Consider the following 16,765-nt stretch of genomic DNA (forward strand, 5'->3'; position numbering starts at 1 on the left):
GAACGACATGCGCTGGATCACCCGCCCCGGCTGGCCCGGTAACCTGCTGGCCTTGGCGGCCGGCGCTTCTACCCTCCTGGCCCTGGCGCCATTCGATCTGTGGCCACTGGCGCTGCTGTCCATCGCCATGCTCTACCTGGGCCTGCGCGAGCTTGGCCCGCGCCAGGCACTGTGGCGTGGCTGGTGGTTCGGCTTTGGCCTTTACGGCGCCGGCACCTGGTGGATCTACGTCAGCATGACCAACTACGGCGGCGCCTCGCCGCTGTTGGCCATTGCGCTGCTGGTCGCGTTCTTTGCGGCCCTGGCCTGGTTCTTCGCGCTGCCCACCTGGTTGTGGGCGCGCTGGCTGCGGCGCAGCGAGGCGCCCCTGGCCGATGCGCTGGGCTTTGCTGCCCTATGGGTGGCGCAAGAGGCGTTCCGCGGCTGGTTCCTCACCGGCTTCCCGTGGTTGTACGCAGGCTACAGCCAACTGGACGGCCCGCTGGCCGGCCTGGCGCCTCTGGGTGGGGTGTGGCTGGTGTCGTTTGCGTTGGCCCTGACGGCTGCGCTGCTGTGCAACCTCAACCGTTTGCGTGCCCGCCCGGGCTTTCTTGCCATCGCCTGCGTGCTGCTGCTCACCCCCTGGGCAGTGGGGTTGGCGCTCAAAGGGCATGCCTGGACCACCCCCGCAGGCGAGCCGCTCAAGGTCGCTGCCATTCAGGGCAACGTCGAGCAGGACGTGAAGTGGGACCCGGCGCATATCGACGCCCAGCTGGCCCTGTACCGCGACCTGAGTTTCAGTTCAAAGCCTGCCGACTTGCTGATCTGGCCGGAAACCGCGGTACCTGTGCTCAAGGACCAGGCCCAAGGCTACATCGACGTCATGGGCCGCTTCGCCGCAGAGCGGCATTCAGCCCTGATCACCGGCGTGCCGGTTCGCGAGGTGGTGCACCGTCAGCGTCGTTACTTCAACGGCATCACCGTCACGGGCGAAGGGGACGGCACCTACCTCAAGCAGAAGCTGGTGCCCTTTGGCGAATATGTCCCGCTGCAAGACATGCTGCGAGGGCTGATCGAGTTCTTCAACCTGCCCATGTCGGATTTCGCCCGGGGCCCTGAGGACCAACCGCTGCTCCAGGCCAAGGGTTATCAGATCGCGCCTTACATCTGCTACGAGGTGGTCTACCCCGAGTTTGCCGCCGGCCTGGCAGCACGCAGCGACTTGCTGCTGACCATCAGCAACGATACCTGGTTCGGCACTTCCATAGGCCCGCTGCAGCACTTGCAGATGGCTCAGATGCGTGCGCTTGAAGCCGGCCGCTGGATGATCCGCGCCACCAACAATGGCGTGACGGCCTTGATCGACCCGTTCGGGCGCATCACGACCCAGGTGCCTCAGTTCCAGCAGGCGGTGATGTACGGCGAGGTCGTGCCGATGCAGCAGCTGACGCCTTATCTGCAATGGCGTTCGTGGCCGCTTGCGATCCTGTGTGGGTTGCTGCTGGCCTGGGCGTTGATGGCCGGGCGTGTGGCCAGGGCCGTGTGATGCGGCCTTGCAGTTGACGTTGCAAGGGGCTGCTTCGCAGCCCCCCTTCAGTAGAACAATCGATACCCCACCAGCCCTGCTACCTCGTTGAGCAACTGCCCGCTCTGCCACATCGCCCGGCTTTCCGGCAGCCAACCTCCGAATGGCCGCGCGGGATCACGGCCGAGGAAACCGACCGGCGCGGGTACCACCTCGAAACCTGCCTGCTCGAAGCTCCAGCGCGAGCGCTGCATGTGCCAGGCCTGGGTCACTACCACGACGCGGCGTATCCCCAACGGCTGAAGCACGCTCGCCGAGTACTGGGCATTTTCCCAAGTGGTGCGGCTGGCCTGCTCCAACCACGTCACCTCAACGTCGAAGTCCTCATGCAGGCTGTCAGCCATCAGCTGCGCCTCGCTGGGCGGTGTGCCGTAGTGCAGCCCGCCGCTGGTCAGCACCGGTAGCCCGGACGCCTTGGCCAGGCGAGCGGCAAGGCGCAGCCGTTCCAGGGCCGTGGGCGTCGGCTGGTCGACACCCGCCCAGGCAGGGTCGCCCCGTTCACGCCCTGCGCCCAGCACGACGATGGCATCGGCCCGACGCTTGAGGCCAGGCCAGTCCTGCCCGGCTAACGCAGGCTCGGTTTCCAGCGCTTCTGCCAGGTACTGCACGGCCACGGGCAAGCTGGTCATCCACAGCCCGCCCAGTACTGCCACAAAGCACACAGCGGCCAGCCGGGGGCGACGCCTGCGCAGCCACCAGGCTGCAAGCAGCAGCAGAAACAGCACACCGGGGGGTAACAACCATTGCTTGATGAAATAGCGGATGGGCATGCACACCTCCTTCGAAGGTGTGCAGACTAAAAGCATCGGCGCCGGCCAACAACATGGCCGGCGTCGATCAAGGTCGGATAAATGTGCAAACCCTGGACATGCGCCGCGCAACCCCTAGCGGCGGGAGGCCTTGCGTGTGCGTGGCGTGCGCACGGTGCGCTTGATGTCCTTGAGCCAGATGATCCTGGCCGACGCAGGCTCAGCCTGCGGCCTAGGGCATGCCGCCTCGTTAGCGCGCTTCTGGAAAGTATCCAGATACGCCTTGATCACATCGAACTCAGCGCGGCTCAAGCCACGCAATTCCAACTCGGTCAGCGCCTCGTCCCGAAGCCGCATGGACGTTCTGGCCGTATCCAGGGCAAGGCCCAGCCTATCGATCAGGCGCTCATAGAGTTCTGGTTTTACTGCAGGTAGCTGCGACTCTCCCATTCGTTCACCTCATTGAAGATAACGATTATCTCCCCCACCCCAGAGCTTAGCGTCGTTGCGAAAAGCAGCCCGGCGCTGCGACCAGCGGCCATTCGCAACGAACGTTTCCCACGATGCGCGGCGCTGCTGTATGCTACGGCGTTCACTCCCGATGACACCGGAGTGCCGGACGCAGCGAGGTTCGCTGCCTGGAAAGGTCTCCTCTCTCTCAGCCAAAAGTAGCCATGCACGAACAATACACGCCCCGTGATATCGAAGCCGCCGCCCAGACGTTCTGGGACGAGCAACAATCGTTCGCTGTTACCGAACAGCCAGGCAAGGACACGTACTACTGCCTGTCGATGTTCCCGTACCCGAGCGGCAAGCTACACATGGGCCACGTGCGCAACTACACCATCGGCGACGTGATTGCCCGCTACCAGCGCATGCTGGGCAAGAACGTCCTGCAGCCGATGGGCTGGGACGCCTTCGGCATGCCCGCCGAAAACGCGGCGATGAAGAACAACGTCGCCCCGGCCAAGTGGACCTACGAAAACATCGACTACATGAAGACCCAGCTCAAGAGCCTGGGCCTTGCCATCGACTGGGCCCGCGAGGTCACCACCTGCAAGCCCGACTACTACCGTTGGGAGCAGTGGCTGTTCACCCGCCTGTTCGAGAAGGGCATCATCTATCGCAAGAACGGCACCGTTAACTGGGACCCGGCTGACCAGACCGTGCTGGCCAACGAACAGGTCATCGACGGGCGCGGCTGGCGCTCCGGCGCGCTGATTGAAAAGCGCGAAATCCCGATGTACTACTTCCGCATCACCGACTATGCCGATGAGCTGCTGGAAAGCCTCGACGAGCTGCCGGGCTGGCCTGAACAGGTCAAGACCATGCAGCGCAACTGGATCGGCAAGTCCCGCGGCATGGAAGTGCAGTTCCCGTACGATCAGGCCAGCATTGGCCACACCGGCACGCTGAAGGTCTTCACCACTCGCCCGGACACGTTGATGGGCGCCACCTACGTGGCGGTCGCCGCCGAGCACCCGCTGGCCACCCAGGCGGCCCAGGGCAACCCGGCGCTGCAGGCCTTCATCGACGAGTGCAAGGGCGGCAGCGTGGCCGAAGCGGACATGGCCACCCAGGAAAAGAAAGGCATGGCCACGTCCTTGCTGGTCGAGCACCCGCTCACCGGTGAGAAACTGCCGGTCTGGGTCGCCAACTACGTGCTGATGCACTACGGCGACGGTGCCGTCATGGCCGTGCCAGCCCACGACGAACGCGATTTCGAGTTCGCCCGCAAGTACGACCTGCCGATCAAGGCCGTGGTGCGTACCAGTGCAGGTGACGAAGTGGGCGCAGAGTGGCAGGCCGCCTATGGCGAGCATGGCCAGCTGATCAACTCCGGCGAGTTCGACGGCCTGGATTTCGCCGGCGCCTTCGACGCCATCGAAGCGGCGCTGGTGCGCAAAGACCTGGGCAAGTCCCGCACCCAGTTCCGCCTGCGCGACTGGGGCATCAGCCGTCAGCGTTACTGGGGCTGCCCGATTCCCATCATCCACTGCCCGTCCTGCGGCGATGTGCCGGTGCCGGAAGACCAATTGCCGGTTACCCTGCCTGAAAACGTGGTGCCGGACGGTGCAGGCTCGCCGCTGGCACGCATGCCCGAATTCTACGAATGCAGCTGCCCCAAGTGCGGCACTGCGGCCAAACGCGAAACCGACACGATGGACACCTTCGTCGAGTCCTCGTGGTACTTCGCGCGCTATGCCTCGCCCAACTACGAAGGCGGCATGGTAGACCCCAAAGCGGCCAACCACTGGCTGCCGGTCGACCAGTACATCGGCGGCATCGAACACGCCATCCTGCACCTGCTGTATGCGCGTTTCTTCCACAAGCTGATGCGTGACGAAGGCCTGGTCACTTCGAACGAACCGTTCAAGAACCTGCTGACCCAGGGCATGGTCGTGGCCGAAACCTACTACCGGGTCGCCAGCAACGGCGGCAAGGACTGGTTCAACCCCGCCGATGTCGAAGTCGAGCGCGACGCCAAGGCCAAGATCGTCGGCGCACGCCTGAAGACCGATGGCCTGCCGGTTGAAATCGGCGGCACCGAGAAGATGTCCAAGTCCAAGAACAACGGCGTCGATCCCCAGTCGATGATCGAGCAGTACGGCGCCGATACCTGCCGCCTGTTCATGATGTTCGCCTCGCCGCCCGACATGAGCCTGGAGTGGTCCGACTCCGGCGTAGAGGGCGCCAGCCGCTTCCTGCGCCGCGTCTGGCGCCTGGCCCAGGCTCATGTCGCCCAAGGCCTGCCTGGCAAGCTGGAGGTTGCGACCCTGAATGACGCGCAGAAAGTGATCCGCCGCGCCATCCACGCCGCCATCAAGCAAGCCAGCACCGATGTAGGCCAGTACCACAAGTTCAACACCGCCATCGCCCAGGTGATGACCGTGATGAACGTGCTGGAAAAAGCGCCGCAGGCCACCGCGCAAGACCGTGCCCTGCTGCACGAAGGCCTCGAAGCCGTCACCCTGCTGCTGGCTCCGATCACGCCGCACATCTCCCACGAGCTGTGGAAGCAACTGGGCCATGACCAGGCCGTCATCGATGCCGCCTGGCCTGCAGTGGATGAAACTGCGCTGGTACAGGACACCGTGACCCTGGTGGTGCAAGTCAATGGCAAGCTGCGTGGCCAGATCGAGATGCCGGCCGCAGCCAGCCGTGAAGAAGTCGAAGCCGCCGCGCGCAGCAACGAGAATGTCCTGCGCTTCATCGATGGCCTGGCCATCCGCAAGGTCATCGTGGTGCCGGGCAAACTGGTCAATATCGTCGCCAACTGATGGCAACGCCCGTTCGCAGGCTCTGCGCACGGGCGGAATAGGCTCACGAGGGAGCAACAACATGATCAAACGCAATCTGCTGGTAGTCGGCCTGGCGGTCATGCTCAGCGCCTGCGGGTTCCAGCTGCGCGGCACGGGCACCAGCGAACTGAGCGTCAAGGAGATGGACGTCAGCGCACGCAATGCCTACGGCCCGACCGTGGTTCAACTGCGCGAAGTGCTCGAGCGCAGCGGCGTGAACGTTCACGCAGGCGCACCGTACCGCCTGGTGCTGACCAACGAACAGGAGCGCCAGCGCGCCGTTACCTACAACAGCGGCAACCGCACGGCAGAATTCGAGCTGACCACCGAGCTGGACTATAGCATTCAGGGCCTGAACAACCTGGAGCTGACCAGCGACAAGGTCGAAGTGCGCAAGATCTATGTGCGCGACGCCTCGAACATCACCGGTTCCGAGCAGGATGCCAAGCGCGCCCGTGACGAGATGCGCCGCGACCTGGTCAATGCCATGATCGTGCGCCTGCAGAACCTCACCCCTGCCCAGCTCGATGAGCTGCAGCGCAAGGCCGATGAGCGTGCCAAGGCCGAAGCGGATGCGCTTGAAGCTGCGCGTCGCCAGCAGGCCGAGACACCTCAGCAGTCGCCACTGGAAGTGCCGGGCAACTGAGCCCGTGCAGGGCGCCGCCAGGCGCCCTGCCCCCCGATGCCATGAAACTCGCCCCCGCTCAACTCACCAAACACCTGCAAGGCTCGCTCGCGCCCGTTTACGTGGTCAGCGGCGATGATCCGTTGCTGTGCCAGGAAGCGGCCGACGCGATCCGCAGCGCCGCCCGCCAGCAAGGCTTCGACGAGCGCCAGGTGTTCAGTGCCGATGCCAACTTCGATTGGGGCACCCTGCTGCAAGCGGGTGCGAGCCTGTCGCTCTTCGCCCAGCGACGCCTGCTGGAACTGCGCCTGCCCTCGGGCAAGCCGGGCGACAAGGGTGCTGCTGCATTGCTGGAATACTGCGCCCGCCCTGCCGAAGACACGCTGCTGCTGATCAGCTTGCCAAAGCTCGACGCCAGCGCGCAGAAGACCAAATGGGGCAAGGCACTGGTCGAGGGTGATCACTGCCAGTTCATCCAGATATGGCCCGTGGACGCGCATCAGCTGCCTCAGTGGATCAATCAGCGGCTGCAACAGGCAGGCCTGAGCGCCCAGCGTGATGCCGTGGACCTGATTGCTGCGCGCGTGGAGGGCAACTTGCTCGCTGCCGCGCAGGAAATCGAAAAGCTCAAGCTGCTGGCCGAGGGCAACGTCATCACCCTGGAAACCGTCCAGGCTGCGGTGGCGGACAGCGCGCGCTTTGACGTCTTCGGGCTGGTAGACGCCATTCTCAAGGGTGAAGCCGCCCATGCCTTGCGCATGCTCGAAGGCCTGCGCGGCGAAGGGGTGGAGCCGCCGGTGATTCTGTGGGCCCTGGCCCGTGAACTGCGGCAACTGGCGGGCCTGGCCCAACTGTTCAGTCAAGGCGTTCCCCTGGACAAGGCCTTCAGCCAGGCACGCCCGCCGATCTGGGACAAACGCCGCCCCCTGGTCAGCAAGGCCCTGCAGCGGTTACCTGCGCAACGCTGGCCACAGCTGCTGCAGGACGCTCAGCGTATCGACGCCCAGATCAAGGGCCAGGCACAGGGTTCACCCTGGACGGGCCTGGCGCGCCTGGCGCTGCTGATGGCCGGCCAGCGCCTGGCACTGCCTGCCCAATAGCCGGTGCCCTGCCTGTAGCGCACGCGCTTGTTGGCCACCGCCGGCACGCCACCTCATGAAACGGCCAGATCACGCTCACCCTATAAACAATCAATTGGCCTGACCCCGGCCAACCCTGCACAATGCAGCCTGCAATGTCCGAACACAGGAACCGCCTTCATGAGCAAAAAGCCGAACAAGCAAGGCCACAACAAGGCCAAGTCCATCATCGCCCAGCCCCTGTTCCGTTGCCGTCAGGAACGACCGGAGAAAGGCAAGGGCAGCTACCGCCGCGAAGCCTTCCAATCGAGAGATTGGGAGGCTTCTTACTTTTTGGCGGCATGAAGGCATCCGTAGCGCAGGCATGATATGGTCATCACCTGACCTGCAGACCTGGACCTGTGCATGCTCTACCGTCTTTTTCCTCGCTGGGAAACCCGCCAGCTCGTTGCGGCCTCCAGCTTCATCCTGCTCGTTGCCTGTGCGGAAAAACCCACGGCAGCCGATGCATTGCCCCTCGCCCAGGCGCAGCCGGCCCCCGTCGTAAATGCACCTGGCAAGGCGCCAGACAGCAACCCAGATATCCAGCCGTCCCAAACCTTCGCCCAGTGGCAAGCAGGTTTCCGCCAGCAGGCCCTGCAAGCGGGCATTGCCCCCGACGTCTTCGACAAGGCGTTTCTCGACGTTACCCCCGACATGGACGTGATCAAGGCTGACCGAAGTCAGCCAGAATTCACCCGGCCAGTCTGGGAATACCTGGAAGGTGCCTTGTCGCCCCTGCGCGTACGCAACGGCAAAAGGCTGCTGGAGCATAACGCCGAGCTGCTGACCCGTCTGGAACAGCGCTATGGCGTCGATCGCCAGATCCTGGTCGCGGTATGGGGCATGGAAAGCAACTTCGGCCAGTTCCAGGGCAGCAAGTCAGTGATCCGCTCCCTGGCCACCCTGGCCTATGAAGGGCGACGTCCACAGTTTGCGCAGGACCAGCTGATTGCCGCCCTGCAGATCATCCAGCACGGCGATATCCAAGCCGACGCGATGCGCGGCTCCTGGGCCGGCGCCATGGGCCAGACCCAATTCATCCCGACCACCTACAACACCCATGCCGTGGATTTCGACGGCGATGGCCGCCGCGATATCTGGAACAGCACGCCCGATGCCTTGGCCTCCACCGCACATTACCTGCAAAGCTCAGGCTGGAAGCGTGGCCAACCCTGGGGGTTCGAGGTGCAGGTACCGGCAGGCTTCGATTATTGGCAAGCTGACGGGACCTCGCGCAAGCCTATCGCCGAATGGTTGGCCATGGGCCTGACACTGCCTGCCGGTACGCAGTTGCCAGCCGGTAGCAATGAGCTGCCAGCCGCCCTGTTGCTGCCCGCTGGTGCGCGAGGCCCAGCATTTCTGGTTCTCGACAACTTCCGCGCCATTCTCAAGTACAACAACTCATCGGCCTACGCGCTGGCCGTCAGCCTCCTGAGCGATCGCTTCACCGGCTGGGGCTTCATCGCTGGCAGCTGGCCCAAGGACGACACGCCCCTGAGCCGCAGCGAGCGCATGGAGTTGCAGAACTTGCTCAATGCCAAGGGTTTTGATGCGGGTAACGCCGACGGGATCATTGGCGCCAACACCCGCAAGGCCATCCGTAACGCCCAACAGGGCCTGGGCTGGCCAGCCGATGGTTATCCGACGCACAAGCTCCTGGAGAGCCTACGGTAGCCGTAGGCTTACGCTTACTGGCGATGGTACGGGTCAGCTACCCCAGCAACGGTAATCGTCTGCCTGGGGTGGCCTTGGCGCCAGGCTCACGCCTGGAACAGCGCCTGCTCAAGCACCAGGCGCTGCCGTTCGCTGTCCAGCGTCACTCGGGCACCCAGCGGCAGGCAGATATTGGGGTCACAGTGTCCACTGCGCCACCCGGCCAGTACTGGTACGCCCAAGGGGCCGAACGTGTCGCGCAGCAGCGGTGCCAGTGCCGCCGCGGTAATGCCAGCGAAGTCCCCTACCAGCACACCCTTGATGCCTTCCAGCTTGCCGGCCAGCCGTAACTGCGTCAGCAGACGATCGACCCGGTACAACGGCTCGTTCACATCTTCGATGAACAGGATGCAGCCCTGGGTATCCAGCTCTGCCAAGGTCCCCAGGGTCGCACCCAGCATCGACAGGTTCCCCCCCAGCAGCGGGCCACTGGCAAGGCCGGGGATGACGGTGTTCAAGGGGAACTGCGCCGGGTGTGTGATCGGGTCACCGGCTGCCAGGTGCCCGCTCAGCTGCGCCACCAGCGACGATTCGGTCGGTGCCTGCTTGCCCCCCAACAGGTCGGCGTTGAGCATGGCTCCGTGGAAGCTGATCATCCCTGTATGGCGGTAGAGCGCCGCATGCAAGGCGGTGATATCGCTGTAGCCGATCAAGGGCTTGGGGTGGTTTTGCAACAGCTCGAAATCGAGCCTGTCCAGCAGGCGCATACTGCCGTAGCCGCCACGCATGCACAGGACCGCGTCGATGGACGGGTCCCGGAAGGCGTCGTGCAGGTCCTGTAGTCGCTGCGCATCGGCGCCTGCCAGGTAGCCTTCGGCCTGGGTCGCACCCGGATAGACCCGGCAGCGGTAGCCGCGCTCGGCGAACCACCGGGTCGCCTTGTGCACATCCAGACGCGCGGGGCCTGCCGGGGCAACCACGGCAAAACAGGCATCGGGCGCAATGGCCTTGCGCAGTGGCAAGGCAGAAGGTTCAACGCACTTCATCGGGCAACTCCATACGGCTTGTCCCGGACAGCTTACGGGTTGGCTGGCAGAAAAAAAAATGCCGATGCGGCCTTGCGGCGCATCGGCATTTCTCTATTCACGGTCAGATCAGAGCTTGATCTTGGCTTCGTGCGCTTGCTGGTCGGCGTGGTAGGACGAGCGCACCAGCGGGCCGGAAGCGACGTTCTTGAAGCCCATGCGATAGCCTTCCTCGGCGAACCAGGCAAAGGTGTCGGGGTGCACGAAGCGCTGCACTGGCAAGTGGCTGCGCGATGGCTGCAAGTATTGACCCAGGGTGAGCATGTCGATGTCGTGTTCGCGCATGCGGTGCATGACCTCGATCACTTCTTCGTCGGTTTCGCCCAACCCGAGCATCAGGCCGGACTTGGTGGGCACATGCGGTACCAGCTGCTTGAACTTCTGCAGCAGGTCCAGCGACCAGTCGTAGTCCGAACCCGGGCGAGCGGCCTTGTACAGGCGCGGCACGGTTTCAAGGTTGTGGTTGAACACATCCGGCGGCTCCTGGGCCGTGATCGCCAGCGCCACGTCCATACGGCCCCGGTAGTCCGGAACCAGGGTTTCGAGCTGCACGCCTGGGGACAAGGCGCGGATTTCGCGGATGCAGTCGGCAAAGTGCTGGGCGCCGCCATCGCGCAAATCATCACGGTCAACCGAGGTAATGACCACGTACTTCAGGCGCAGGTCGGCAATGGCCACCGCAAGGTTCTTCGGCTCGTCCAGGTCCAACGGCTTGGGACGGCCATGCCCCACGTCGCAGAACGGGCAGCGGCGGGTGCAGATGTCGCCCATGATCATGAAGGTGGCGGTGCCGCCCGAGAAGCACTCGCCCAGGTTCGGGCAGGAGGCTTCTTCGCAGACGCTGTGCAGCTTGTGCTTGCGCAGCAGTTGCTTGATGCGGTCTACCTCGGGCGAGACCGGGATACGCACGCGGATCCAGTCAGGCTTCTTGGGCAGCTCGTCGGTGGGGATGATCTTGACCGGGATGCGCGCGACCTTGTCGGCGCCTCGCAGCTTGACCCCGGCTTCGACCTTTTTGGGGGCGGAACGCGCAGTAGCGTCCTGGGTTGGGATCAGGTTCGGCACGGCTTCTTGCACAGTAGTCATATTCAGTCGATTCCGCCCGTGAGGGTCGTCTGCTCTGCGTAGTCGAGGTGCTTGACCAGCTGTTCGCGCAGCCTTGTCCTGACCTCGTCGAGTTCGATCGGGCCTGCCAGGTCACGCAGCTGGGTCATCGCCAGCCCCGCATAACCGCAGGGGTTGATTCGGCAAAAGGGCGCCAGGTCCATGTCCACGTTCAAGGCTAGGCCATGAAAGGAGCGGCCGTTGCGGATACGCAGGCCGAGCGAAGCGATCTTCGCGCCGTCTACATACACACCCGGTGCATCGGGCTTGGCAGCGGCCTGCACCGCGTAGCCATCGAGCAGGGCGATCAGGCTGCGCTCGATGCGGCTGACCAGGTCGCGTACGCCGAAGCCCAGGCGGCGTACATCCAGCAGCAGATAGGCCACCAGCTGGCCTGGCCCATGATAGGTCACCTGGCCACCCCGGTCGGTCTGCACCACGGGAATATCGCCCGGCACCAGCAGGTGCTCGGCCTTGCCAGCCTGCCCTTGCGTGAAGACCGGCGGGTGCTCGACCAGCCAGACTTCATCCTGGGTATCGGCAGTGCGTTGCTCAGTGAAACGCCGCATGGCCTCGAGCACCGGTTCATAGGGCTGCAGGCCAAGCTCGCGGACACCGAGGCAACCGGGCATCAGAGCACCATTTTCACGATGCCGGTGGCACGCAGGGCGCTGTTGATGTCGTGGAGCTGATTTTCGCTTACGGCCACGATGTGCAATTGCACAGTGGTGTACTTGCCTTCCTTGCTCTGGCGTTCGGCCAGCGTGGAAAGATCGACCTCGGCGTATTTGCTGAGCACTTCGATCACGGTGTCCTTGAAGCCGACAACGGTGTCACCGATGACCTTGATCGGGTAATCGGCACAGGGAAATTCGATTTTGTGAGACTTGACGTCTGGTTCGCTCATGGCGGAAACGGCCTCGCAAGCCGTGGCAACAACAACACCCCCGCGATCACGCGGGGGCGTGCAGGTCACGTGTCAGTTGAACAACCCGTAGAAGAATAGGCGGATGCTATCCCACATACGGCGGAAGAAACCACCTTCCTCGACGCCATCGAGGGCGATCAGGTCGGCGCTGTGAACCACTTTGTCGTCCAGTTTGACTTCAACCTTGCCGATCACGTCACCCTTGGCGATGGGGGCGGTCAGTTGCGGGTTCATGGTCATCGAAGCCTGCAGGCGCTTGAGCTGGCCCTTGGGCATGGTCATGGTCAGGTCTTCGGCAAGGCCGGCCTTGACTTCGCTGGTGGCGCCTTTCCAGACCGGAGCCTTGGTCAGCTCGGTGCCCTTCTGATAGAAGGTCTGGGTTTCGAAGAAGCGGAAGCCGTAGGTCAGCAGCTTCTGGGTTTCGGCAGCGCGGGACTGCTCGCTGTTGGTACCGAACACCACGGCGATCAGGCGCTGGCCGTCACGTACGGCCGATGCCACCATGCAGTAGCCAGCCTCTTCGGTGTGGCCGGTCTTCAGACCGTCCACGGTCTTGTCACGCCACAGCAGCAGGTTGCGGTTAGGCTGCTTGATGTTGTTCCAGAAGAACTCTTTCTGCGAATAGATGGCGTAGTGGGCCGGGTCGACGTTGATGATCGCACGGGCCAGGATCGCCATGTCGTGAGCAGAGGAATAATGCTCCGGGTTCGGCAGGCCAGTGGGGTTCATGAAGTGACTGTTGGTCATGCCCAGGTCGGCAGCGGTCTTGTTCATCATGTCGGCGAAAGCGTCTTCGCTGCCGGCGATGTGCTCGGACAGGGCGACGGAAGCATCGTTGCCGGACTGGATGATGATGCCGTGCAGCAGGTCGCTGACGGTCACCTGGCTGCCCACCTTGATGAACATGCGCGAACCGCCGGTGCGCCAGGCGTTTTCGCTGACGGTCACCGGGTCGTTTTCGCCGATCTGGCCACGGCGGATGTCCAGCGTGGCGATGTAGGCGGTCATCAGCTTGGTCAGGCTGGCTGGCGGAAGACGCTCGTCACCGTTGTTCTCGACCAGCACGTTGCCGCTGGACGCGTCCATGAGTACGTAGGACTTGGCTGCCAGTTGAGGCGGCGCGGGCGTCATCTGCTCGGCCGCGAAGGCCACCGGGGTGAGCAGGAGCAATACGGGCAAGCAAAGTCGTTTGGCAAGGTTGGTGATGTTCATCCGTCTCTCGAAAATCGCTAATGGTCTGGAGATGTTTTCTGGGCAAGCACACGGCCCAGCACCGGTCAGTCTAGTTATTGGCCTGGGGCCTGGCCCGGCAACGTGCGACAGGGTGCCGCTGCGGGCAAAACCGGCATTGTACATGGCTGGGCCTGTCAATTCATGACAAAACCGCCACTTTGCACCGCTCTTGTCCATAGGTGGACCCCACCCGCAGGCTGTTCATAGCGTGCGCGAGGGGTCAGTCACCCTGTCGGGACGCCTGGTCAGTCAGCTGTGACCAACTTGGCCTGCCCCAGGTTCGCCAGGCGGATGCTGTTCTGCGCCTGCTGGACTTCACCCTCGCTGTTGATCGGCCCCAGGCGTACGCGATGCAGCGTCTGCTGGTTGCGTACGATCGAGCTGATGAACACCGGTGCGCTGACCATGCTGCTGAGCTTGGCGCGCAGCAGCTCGGCCGCATCGGGGTTGGCGAATGCGCCGACCTGCAGGAAGCTGCCGCCAGTGCCGGCGGGCACGTTGTTGCCACCGACCTGCACCGGCACCACCGGCGCCGCATGCTGCTGCGGCGGTGGCGTCCACTGCTCTACCCGACCGGAGCTGGCCGGGATCGCCTGGGTCTGGGCCACCTGGGGCTCCTTGAGCACCATGGGCGGCGTCTGGCCACGTTGAGCCCACCACTGCTGGGGGTCGATGCCTTCGACGCGCACATGGGCAGTGCCGATTTCGGCGTAGCCCAGCTTCTTCGCCGCCGCATACGACAGGTCGATGATGCGATCGGAATAGAACGGGCCGCGATCGTTCACCCGCAGGATGACGCTGCGACCGTTGGCCAGGTTGGTCACCTTTACATAGGCGGGCAATGGCAGCGTCTTGTGCGCGGCACTCATGCCGTACAGGTCGTACAGCTCGCCGTTGGCGGTGTTCTGACCATGGAACTTGGTGCCATACCACGACGCCGTGCCCTCGGCGCGGTAGTTGCGCGCATCCTGCATCGGGTAGTAGGTCTTGCCCAGGACGGTATAGGGGTTGGCCTTGTAGTTGCCGGTGTGCAGGGTGGGCGTGGCATCGGGGATCTTGTTGACGTCCACATCCCACCACGGCGCACCGTCCTTGTGGGCACGGTTGATGTCCAGGCCGGGCTGGCTGCGCACCACGCTCGCGCCGCTGGAACTCTTGGGCGCCGGGCGGCTGGAGGAGCAACTGACCAACGCCAGGCCGATGGCGGCGCAGGTGACCAGCTTGAAGGAAGTGGTAGAGAAAATTGCGCGCATTAGTTGACGCCCCGTGCTTGGACCAGCTGTTGCGCAAGCTGATGCACCGCCATGGCATACATCACGCTGCGGTTGTAGCGAGTGATCGCGTAGAAATTCTTCAAGCCCACCCAGTACTCGGGGCCGTTCTCACCCTCCAGGCGGAAGGCCGTGACGGGCAGATCATCGCGCAGCGAATCATGAACCGACCAGCCAAGGGCACGCAACTCCCCGACCGTGCTGGCCGGCTCGATACCGGTGGTCAGGCCTTGATCGGCGCGCTCGCCCTGCACGGTGGCGCGGCTGACCACGCTCTGCCCGGCCATCCAGCCATGGCGCTTGAAGTAGTTCGCCACGCTGCCGATGGCATCATCGGGGTTGGTCCAGATGTTGATGTGCCCATCACCGTCGAAGTCCACGGCGTAGTTGCGAAAGCTGCTGGGCATGAACTGCGGCAGCCCCATGGCCCCGGCATAGGAGCCCTTGAGGGTCAGGGGATCGAGTTGTTCTTCACGGGCCAGCAGCAGGAACTCACGCAGTTCCTTGCGGAAGAATTCGGCGCGTGGGGGATAATCGAAGCCCAGGGTGGACAACGCGTCGAGCACTCGGAAGTTGCCCGTGTTGCGCCCGAAGAAGGTTTCAACGCCAATGATCGACACGATGTATTGTGCCGGCACCCCATATTCCTGCTCGGCCCTTGCCAGCACGGCTTCGTGCTGGCGCCAGAAGTCCACGCCCCGCGCAATGCGCGCGTCAGTGAGGAACATCGGGCGGTATTCCTTCCAGGGTTTGACCCGTTCGGCTGGCCGCGAAATCGCATCGAGGATCGACTGCTTGCGCTGCACTTCACGGAACACGCCAATCAGTTGTTCTGGGGCAAAACCATGGTCGCGGCTCATCTGGCCAACGAATTCGGCCACCTGGGGCGAGTTGTCGTAGTCGCCGGCCTCGGCCAGCTGTACAGCGCCAAACAGGCTCACCGCACCAAACCACGGCGCACAACGGGTAGCCCAGTTACGCACTGCTTGCATGTAATTGTTCACCTTATTCAAACCTGTGCGATCCACTTTCGATGCGTGTGGATCGACATCAGAACGCCAAACGCTGACAGCAGCGTCACCAATGAAGTTCCGCCATAGCTAATGAAGGGCAAGGGCACGCCGACGACGGGCAGAAGGCCACTTACCATCCCGATATTGACGAATACGTATACGAAGAACGTCATGGTCAAGCTGCCAGCGAGCAGCTTGCCGAACAATGTCTGTGCCTGCGCCGTGATCATCAGGCCACGCCCGATCAGCAGCAGGTACACGATCAGCAACAGGCAAATGCCCACCAGGCCGAACTCCTCGCCCAGCACGGCGATGATGAAGTCGGTGTGGCTTTCAGGCAGAAAGTCCAGGTGCGACTGCGTGCCCAGCAGCCACCCCTTGCCAAATACGCCGCCAGACCCAATCGCCGCCTTGGACTGGATGATGTTCCAGCCCGTGCCCAGCGGGTCGCTCTCCGGGTCGAGGAAGGTCAGCACCCGCTGCTTCTGGTAGTCGTGCATCACGAAAAACCACATGGCCACCGCCACCGGCACCGTTGCCGCCAACACGCTGAGAATCCAGCGCCAGCGCAGGCCGCCCATGAACAGGACGAAGGCACCGGAGGCCAGAATCAGCAACGCCGTCCCCAGGTCCGGCTGGCGCACGATCAGAATGAAAGGCACGCCAATCAGTACCAGGCTGATGGCCACATGCTTGAGGTGCGGCGGCAGGGTGCGCTTGGACAAGTACCAGGCGATGGTTGCCGGCATGATGATCTTCATGAACTCGGAGGGCTGGAAGCGAATCACCCCGGGTATGTTGATCCAGCGCGTTGCACCCATGGCGTTGTGGCCCATGACGTCCACCACCACCAGCAGCAATACCCCGGTCAGGTACGCCAGTGGCACCCAGCGCGCCATGAACCTTGGCTCGAGCTGGGCGATGACGAACATCGATACCAGGCCGATGCCAAACGAGGTGGCCTGCTTGAGCAACAGGTCCCAGTTCTTGCCGCTGGCCGAATACAGCACGAACAGGCTGCCCGCGGCCAGGGTCAGGAGGATGATCAGCAGGGGACCATCGACGTGGATGCGCTGCAGGAAGCTGGCGCGCCGACGCATCACATCCTCGCTGGAGA

16 protein-coding genes are annotated in these 16,765 nt (G+C 63.5%); 6 read left to right on the forward strand and 10 right to left on the reverse strand.

Going from position 1 to position 16,765, the window contains the following annotated elements; all coding sequences use genetic code 11:
- Window positions 1-7: 7 nt before the first annotated feature.
- Window positions 8-1,525, forward strand: a complete 1,518-nt coding sequence (lnt, locus tag PFU01S_RS08530) for an apolipoprotein N-acyltransferase (protein ID WP_027915247.1) — start codon at window positions 8-10, stop codon at window positions 1,523-1,525.
- Window positions 1,526-1,572: 47 nt separating this feature from the next.
- Here the strand turns inward: lnt and PFU01S_RS08535 are convergent, their stop codons facing one another.
- Together PFU01S_RS08535 and PFU01S_RS08540 are read right to left on the reverse strand one after the other, a co-directional pair.
- Complete coding sequence (locus PFU01S_RS08535; RefSeq protein ID WP_028687152.1) at window positions 1,573-2,334, reverse strand: YdcF family protein; 762 nt, start codon at window positions 2,332-2,334, stop codon at window positions 1,573-1,575.
- Window positions 2,335-2,448: 114 nt separating this feature from the next.
- Complete coding sequence (locus tag PFU01S_RS08540) at window positions 2,449-2,763, reverse strand: hypothetical protein (protein WP_028687153.1); 315 nt, start codon at window positions 2,761-2,763, stop codon at window positions 2,449-2,451.
- Between the two features lie 224 nt (window positions 2,764-2,987).
- Between PFU01S_RS08540 and leuS the strand changes: the two genes are divergently transcribed.
- The 5 genes from leuS to PFU01S_RS08565 all read left to right on the forward strand — a co-directional run bounded on the left by leuS (window position 2,988) and on the right by PFU01S_RS08565 (window position 9,035).
- Complete coding sequence (leuS, locus tag PFU01S_RS08545) at window positions 2,988-5,594, forward strand: leucine--tRNA ligase (RefSeq protein ID WP_028687154.1); 2,607 nt, start codon at window positions 2,988-2,990, stop codon at window positions 5,592-5,594.
- 61 nt (window positions 5,595-5,655) lie between these two features.
- Window positions 5,656-6,261, forward strand: a complete 606-nt coding sequence (locus PFU01S_RS08550) for an LPS-assembly lipoprotein LptE (RefSeq protein ID WP_027915251.1) — start codon at window positions 5,656-5,658, stop codon at window positions 6,259-6,261.
- Window positions 6,262-6,302: 41 nt separating this feature from the next.
- Window positions 6,303-7,340, forward strand: a complete 1,038-nt coding sequence (holA, locus tag PFU01S_RS08555; protein ID WP_023534580.1) for a DNA polymerase III subunit delta — start codon at window positions 6,303-6,305, stop codon at window positions 7,338-7,340.
- A gap of 159 nt (window positions 7,341-7,499) precedes the next feature.
- Window positions 7,500-7,664 (forward strand): alternative ribosome rescue factor ArfA, encoded by a 165-nt coding sequence (arfA, locus tag PFU01S_RS08560; protein WP_028687155.1) that lies wholly within the window; start codon window positions 7,500-7,502, stop codon window positions 7,662-7,664.
- Between the two features lie 60 nt (window positions 7,665-7,724).
- Window positions 7,725-9,035: a lytic murein transglycosylase gene (locus PFU01S_RS08565; RefSeq protein ID WP_042139363.1), complete on the forward strand. Its 1,311-nt coding sequence runs from the start codon at window positions 7,725-7,727 to the stop codon at window positions 9,033-9,035.
- Between the two features lie 86 nt (window positions 9,036-9,121).
- Here PFU01S_RS08565 and PFU01S_RS08570 read toward each other — a convergent pair whose 3' ends face one another.
- From PFU01S_RS08570 to rodA, 8 genes are all read right to left on the reverse strand, one after another.
- The gene (locus PFU01S_RS08570; RefSeq protein WP_028687157.1) at window positions 9,122-10,060 is read right to left on the reverse strand and encodes a S66 peptidase family protein; all 939 of its coding nucleotides are present in this window, start codon (window positions 10,058-10,060) and stop codon (window positions 9,122-9,124) included.
- 108 nt (window positions 10,061-10,168) lie between these two features.
- A complete protein-coding gene (gene lipA / locus PFU01S_RS08575; RefSeq protein WP_027915255.1) occupies window positions 10,169-11,185 on the reverse strand; it encodes a lipoyl synthase in 1,017 nt (338 codons plus the stop codon).
- 2 nt (window positions 11,186-11,187) lie between these two features.
- Entirely contained in the window at window positions 11,188-11,835 is a 648-nt protein-coding gene (lipB, locus tag PFU01S_RS08580) for a lipoyl(octanoyl) transferase LipB (protein ID WP_027915256.1), read from the reverse strand.
- Complete coding sequence (locus tag PFU01S_RS08585; RefSeq protein WP_028687158.1) at window positions 11,835-12,110, reverse strand: DUF493 domain-containing protein; 276 nt, start codon at window positions 12,108-12,110, stop codon at window positions 11,835-11,837. Before PFU01S_RS08585 ends, lipB begins: the two co-directional genes overlap by 1 nt.
- A 72-nt stretch (window positions 12,111-12,182) precedes the next feature.
- Window positions 12,183-13,343 (reverse strand): D-alanyl-D-alanine carboxypeptidase family protein, encoded by a 1,161-nt coding sequence (locus tag PFU01S_RS08590; protein WP_023534573.1) that lies wholly within the window; start codon window positions 13,341-13,343, stop codon window positions 12,183-12,185.
- Window positions 13,344-13,609: 266 nt separating this feature from the next.
- Complete coding sequence (locus PFU01S_RS08595; RefSeq protein WP_027915258.1) at window positions 13,610-14,617, reverse strand: septal ring lytic transglycosylase RlpA family protein; 1,008 nt, start codon at window positions 14,615-14,617, stop codon at window positions 13,610-13,612.
- Window positions 14,617-15,627, reverse strand: a complete 1,011-nt coding sequence (mltB, locus tag PFU01S_RS08600; protein WP_028687159.1) for a lytic murein transglycosylase B — start codon at window positions 15,625-15,627, stop codon at window positions 14,617-14,619. The genes PFU01S_RS08595 and mltB overlap by 1 nt, the downstream gene beginning before the upstream one ends.
- A gap of 17 nt (window positions 15,628-15,644) precedes the next feature.
- Window positions 15,645-16,748, reverse strand: coding sequence for a rod shape-determining protein RodA (gene rodA, locus PFU01S_RS08605; protein ID WP_042139378.1), 1,104 nt, complete (start codon window positions 16,746-16,748; stop codon window positions 15,645-15,647).
- Window positions 16,749-16,765: the final 17 nt, after the last annotated feature.

The sequence above is a fragment of the Pseudomonas fulva NBRC 16637 = DSM 17717 genome, assembly GCF_000730565.1.
In the GTDB taxonomy this organism is placed as follows: Bacteria; Pseudomonadota; Gammaproteobacteria; order Pseudomonadales; family Pseudomonadaceae; genus Aquipseudomonas; species Aquipseudomonas fulva.

What these genes read in the sequence shown, in the direction of transcription:
- lnt (WP_027915247.1), top strand. Translation starts at nt 8, where the DNA reads ATGCGCTGGATCACCCGCCCCGGCTGGCCCGGTAACCTGCTGGCCTTG.
- PFU01S_RS08535 (WP_028687152.1), bottom strand. Translation starts at nt 2,334, where the DNA reads ATGCCCATCCGCTATTTCATCAAGCAATGGTTGTTACCCCCCGGTGTG.
- PFU01S_RS08540 (WP_028687153.1), bottom strand. Translation starts at nt 2,763, where the DNA reads ATGGGAGAGTCGCAGCTACCTGCAGTAAAACCAGAACTCTATGAGCGC.
- leuS (WP_028687154.1), top strand. Translation starts at nt 2,988, where the DNA reads ATGCACGAACAATACACGCCCCGTGATATCGAAGCCGCCGCCCAGACG.
- PFU01S_RS08550 (WP_027915251.1), top strand. Translation starts at nt 5,656, where the DNA reads ATGATCAAACGCAATCTGCTGGTAGTCGGCCTGGCGGTCATGCTCAGC.
- holA (WP_023534580.1), top strand. Translation starts at nt 6,303, where the DNA reads ATGAAACTCGCCCCCGCTCAACTCACCAAACACCTGCAAGGCTCGCTC.
- arfA (WP_028687155.1), top strand. Translation starts at nt 7,500, where the DNA reads ATGAGCAAAAAGCCGAACAAGCAAGGCCACAACAAGGCCAAGTCCATC.
- PFU01S_RS08565 (WP_042139363.1), top strand. Translation starts at nt 7,725, where the DNA reads ATGCTCTACCGTCTTTTTCCTCGCTGGGAAACCCGCCAGCTCGTTGCG.
- PFU01S_RS08570 (WP_028687157.1), bottom strand. Translation starts at nt 10,060, where the DNA reads ATGAAGTGCGTTGAACCTTCTGCCTTGCCACTGCGCAAGGCCATTGCG.
- lipA (WP_027915255.1), bottom strand. Translation starts at nt 11,185, where the DNA reads ATGACTACTGTGCAAGAAGCCGTGCCGAACCTGATCCCAACCCAGGAC.
- lipB (WP_027915256.1), bottom strand. Translation starts at nt 11,835, where the DNA reads ATGCCCGGTTGCCTCGGTGTCCGCGAGCTTGGCCTGCAGCCCTATGAA.
- PFU01S_RS08585 (WP_028687158.1), bottom strand. Translation starts at nt 12,110, where the DNA reads ATGAGCGAACCAGACGTCAAGTCTCACAAAATCGAATTTCCCTGTGCC.
- PFU01S_RS08590 (WP_023534573.1), bottom strand. Translation starts at nt 13,343, where the DNA reads ATGAACATCACCAACCTTGCCAAACGACTTTGCTTGCCCGTATTGCTC.
- PFU01S_RS08595 (WP_027915258.1), bottom strand. Translation starts at nt 14,617, where the DNA reads ATGCGCGCAATTTTCTCTACCACTTCCTTCAAGCTGGTCACCTGCGCC.
- mltB (WP_028687159.1), bottom strand. Translation starts at nt 15,627, where the DNA reads ATGCAAGCAGTGCGTAACTGGGCTACCCGTTGTGCGCCGTGGTTTGGT.
- rodA (WP_042139378.1), bottom strand. Translation starts at nt 16,748, where the DNA reads ATGCGTCGGCGCGCCAGCTTCCTGCAGCGCATCCACGTCGATGGTCCC.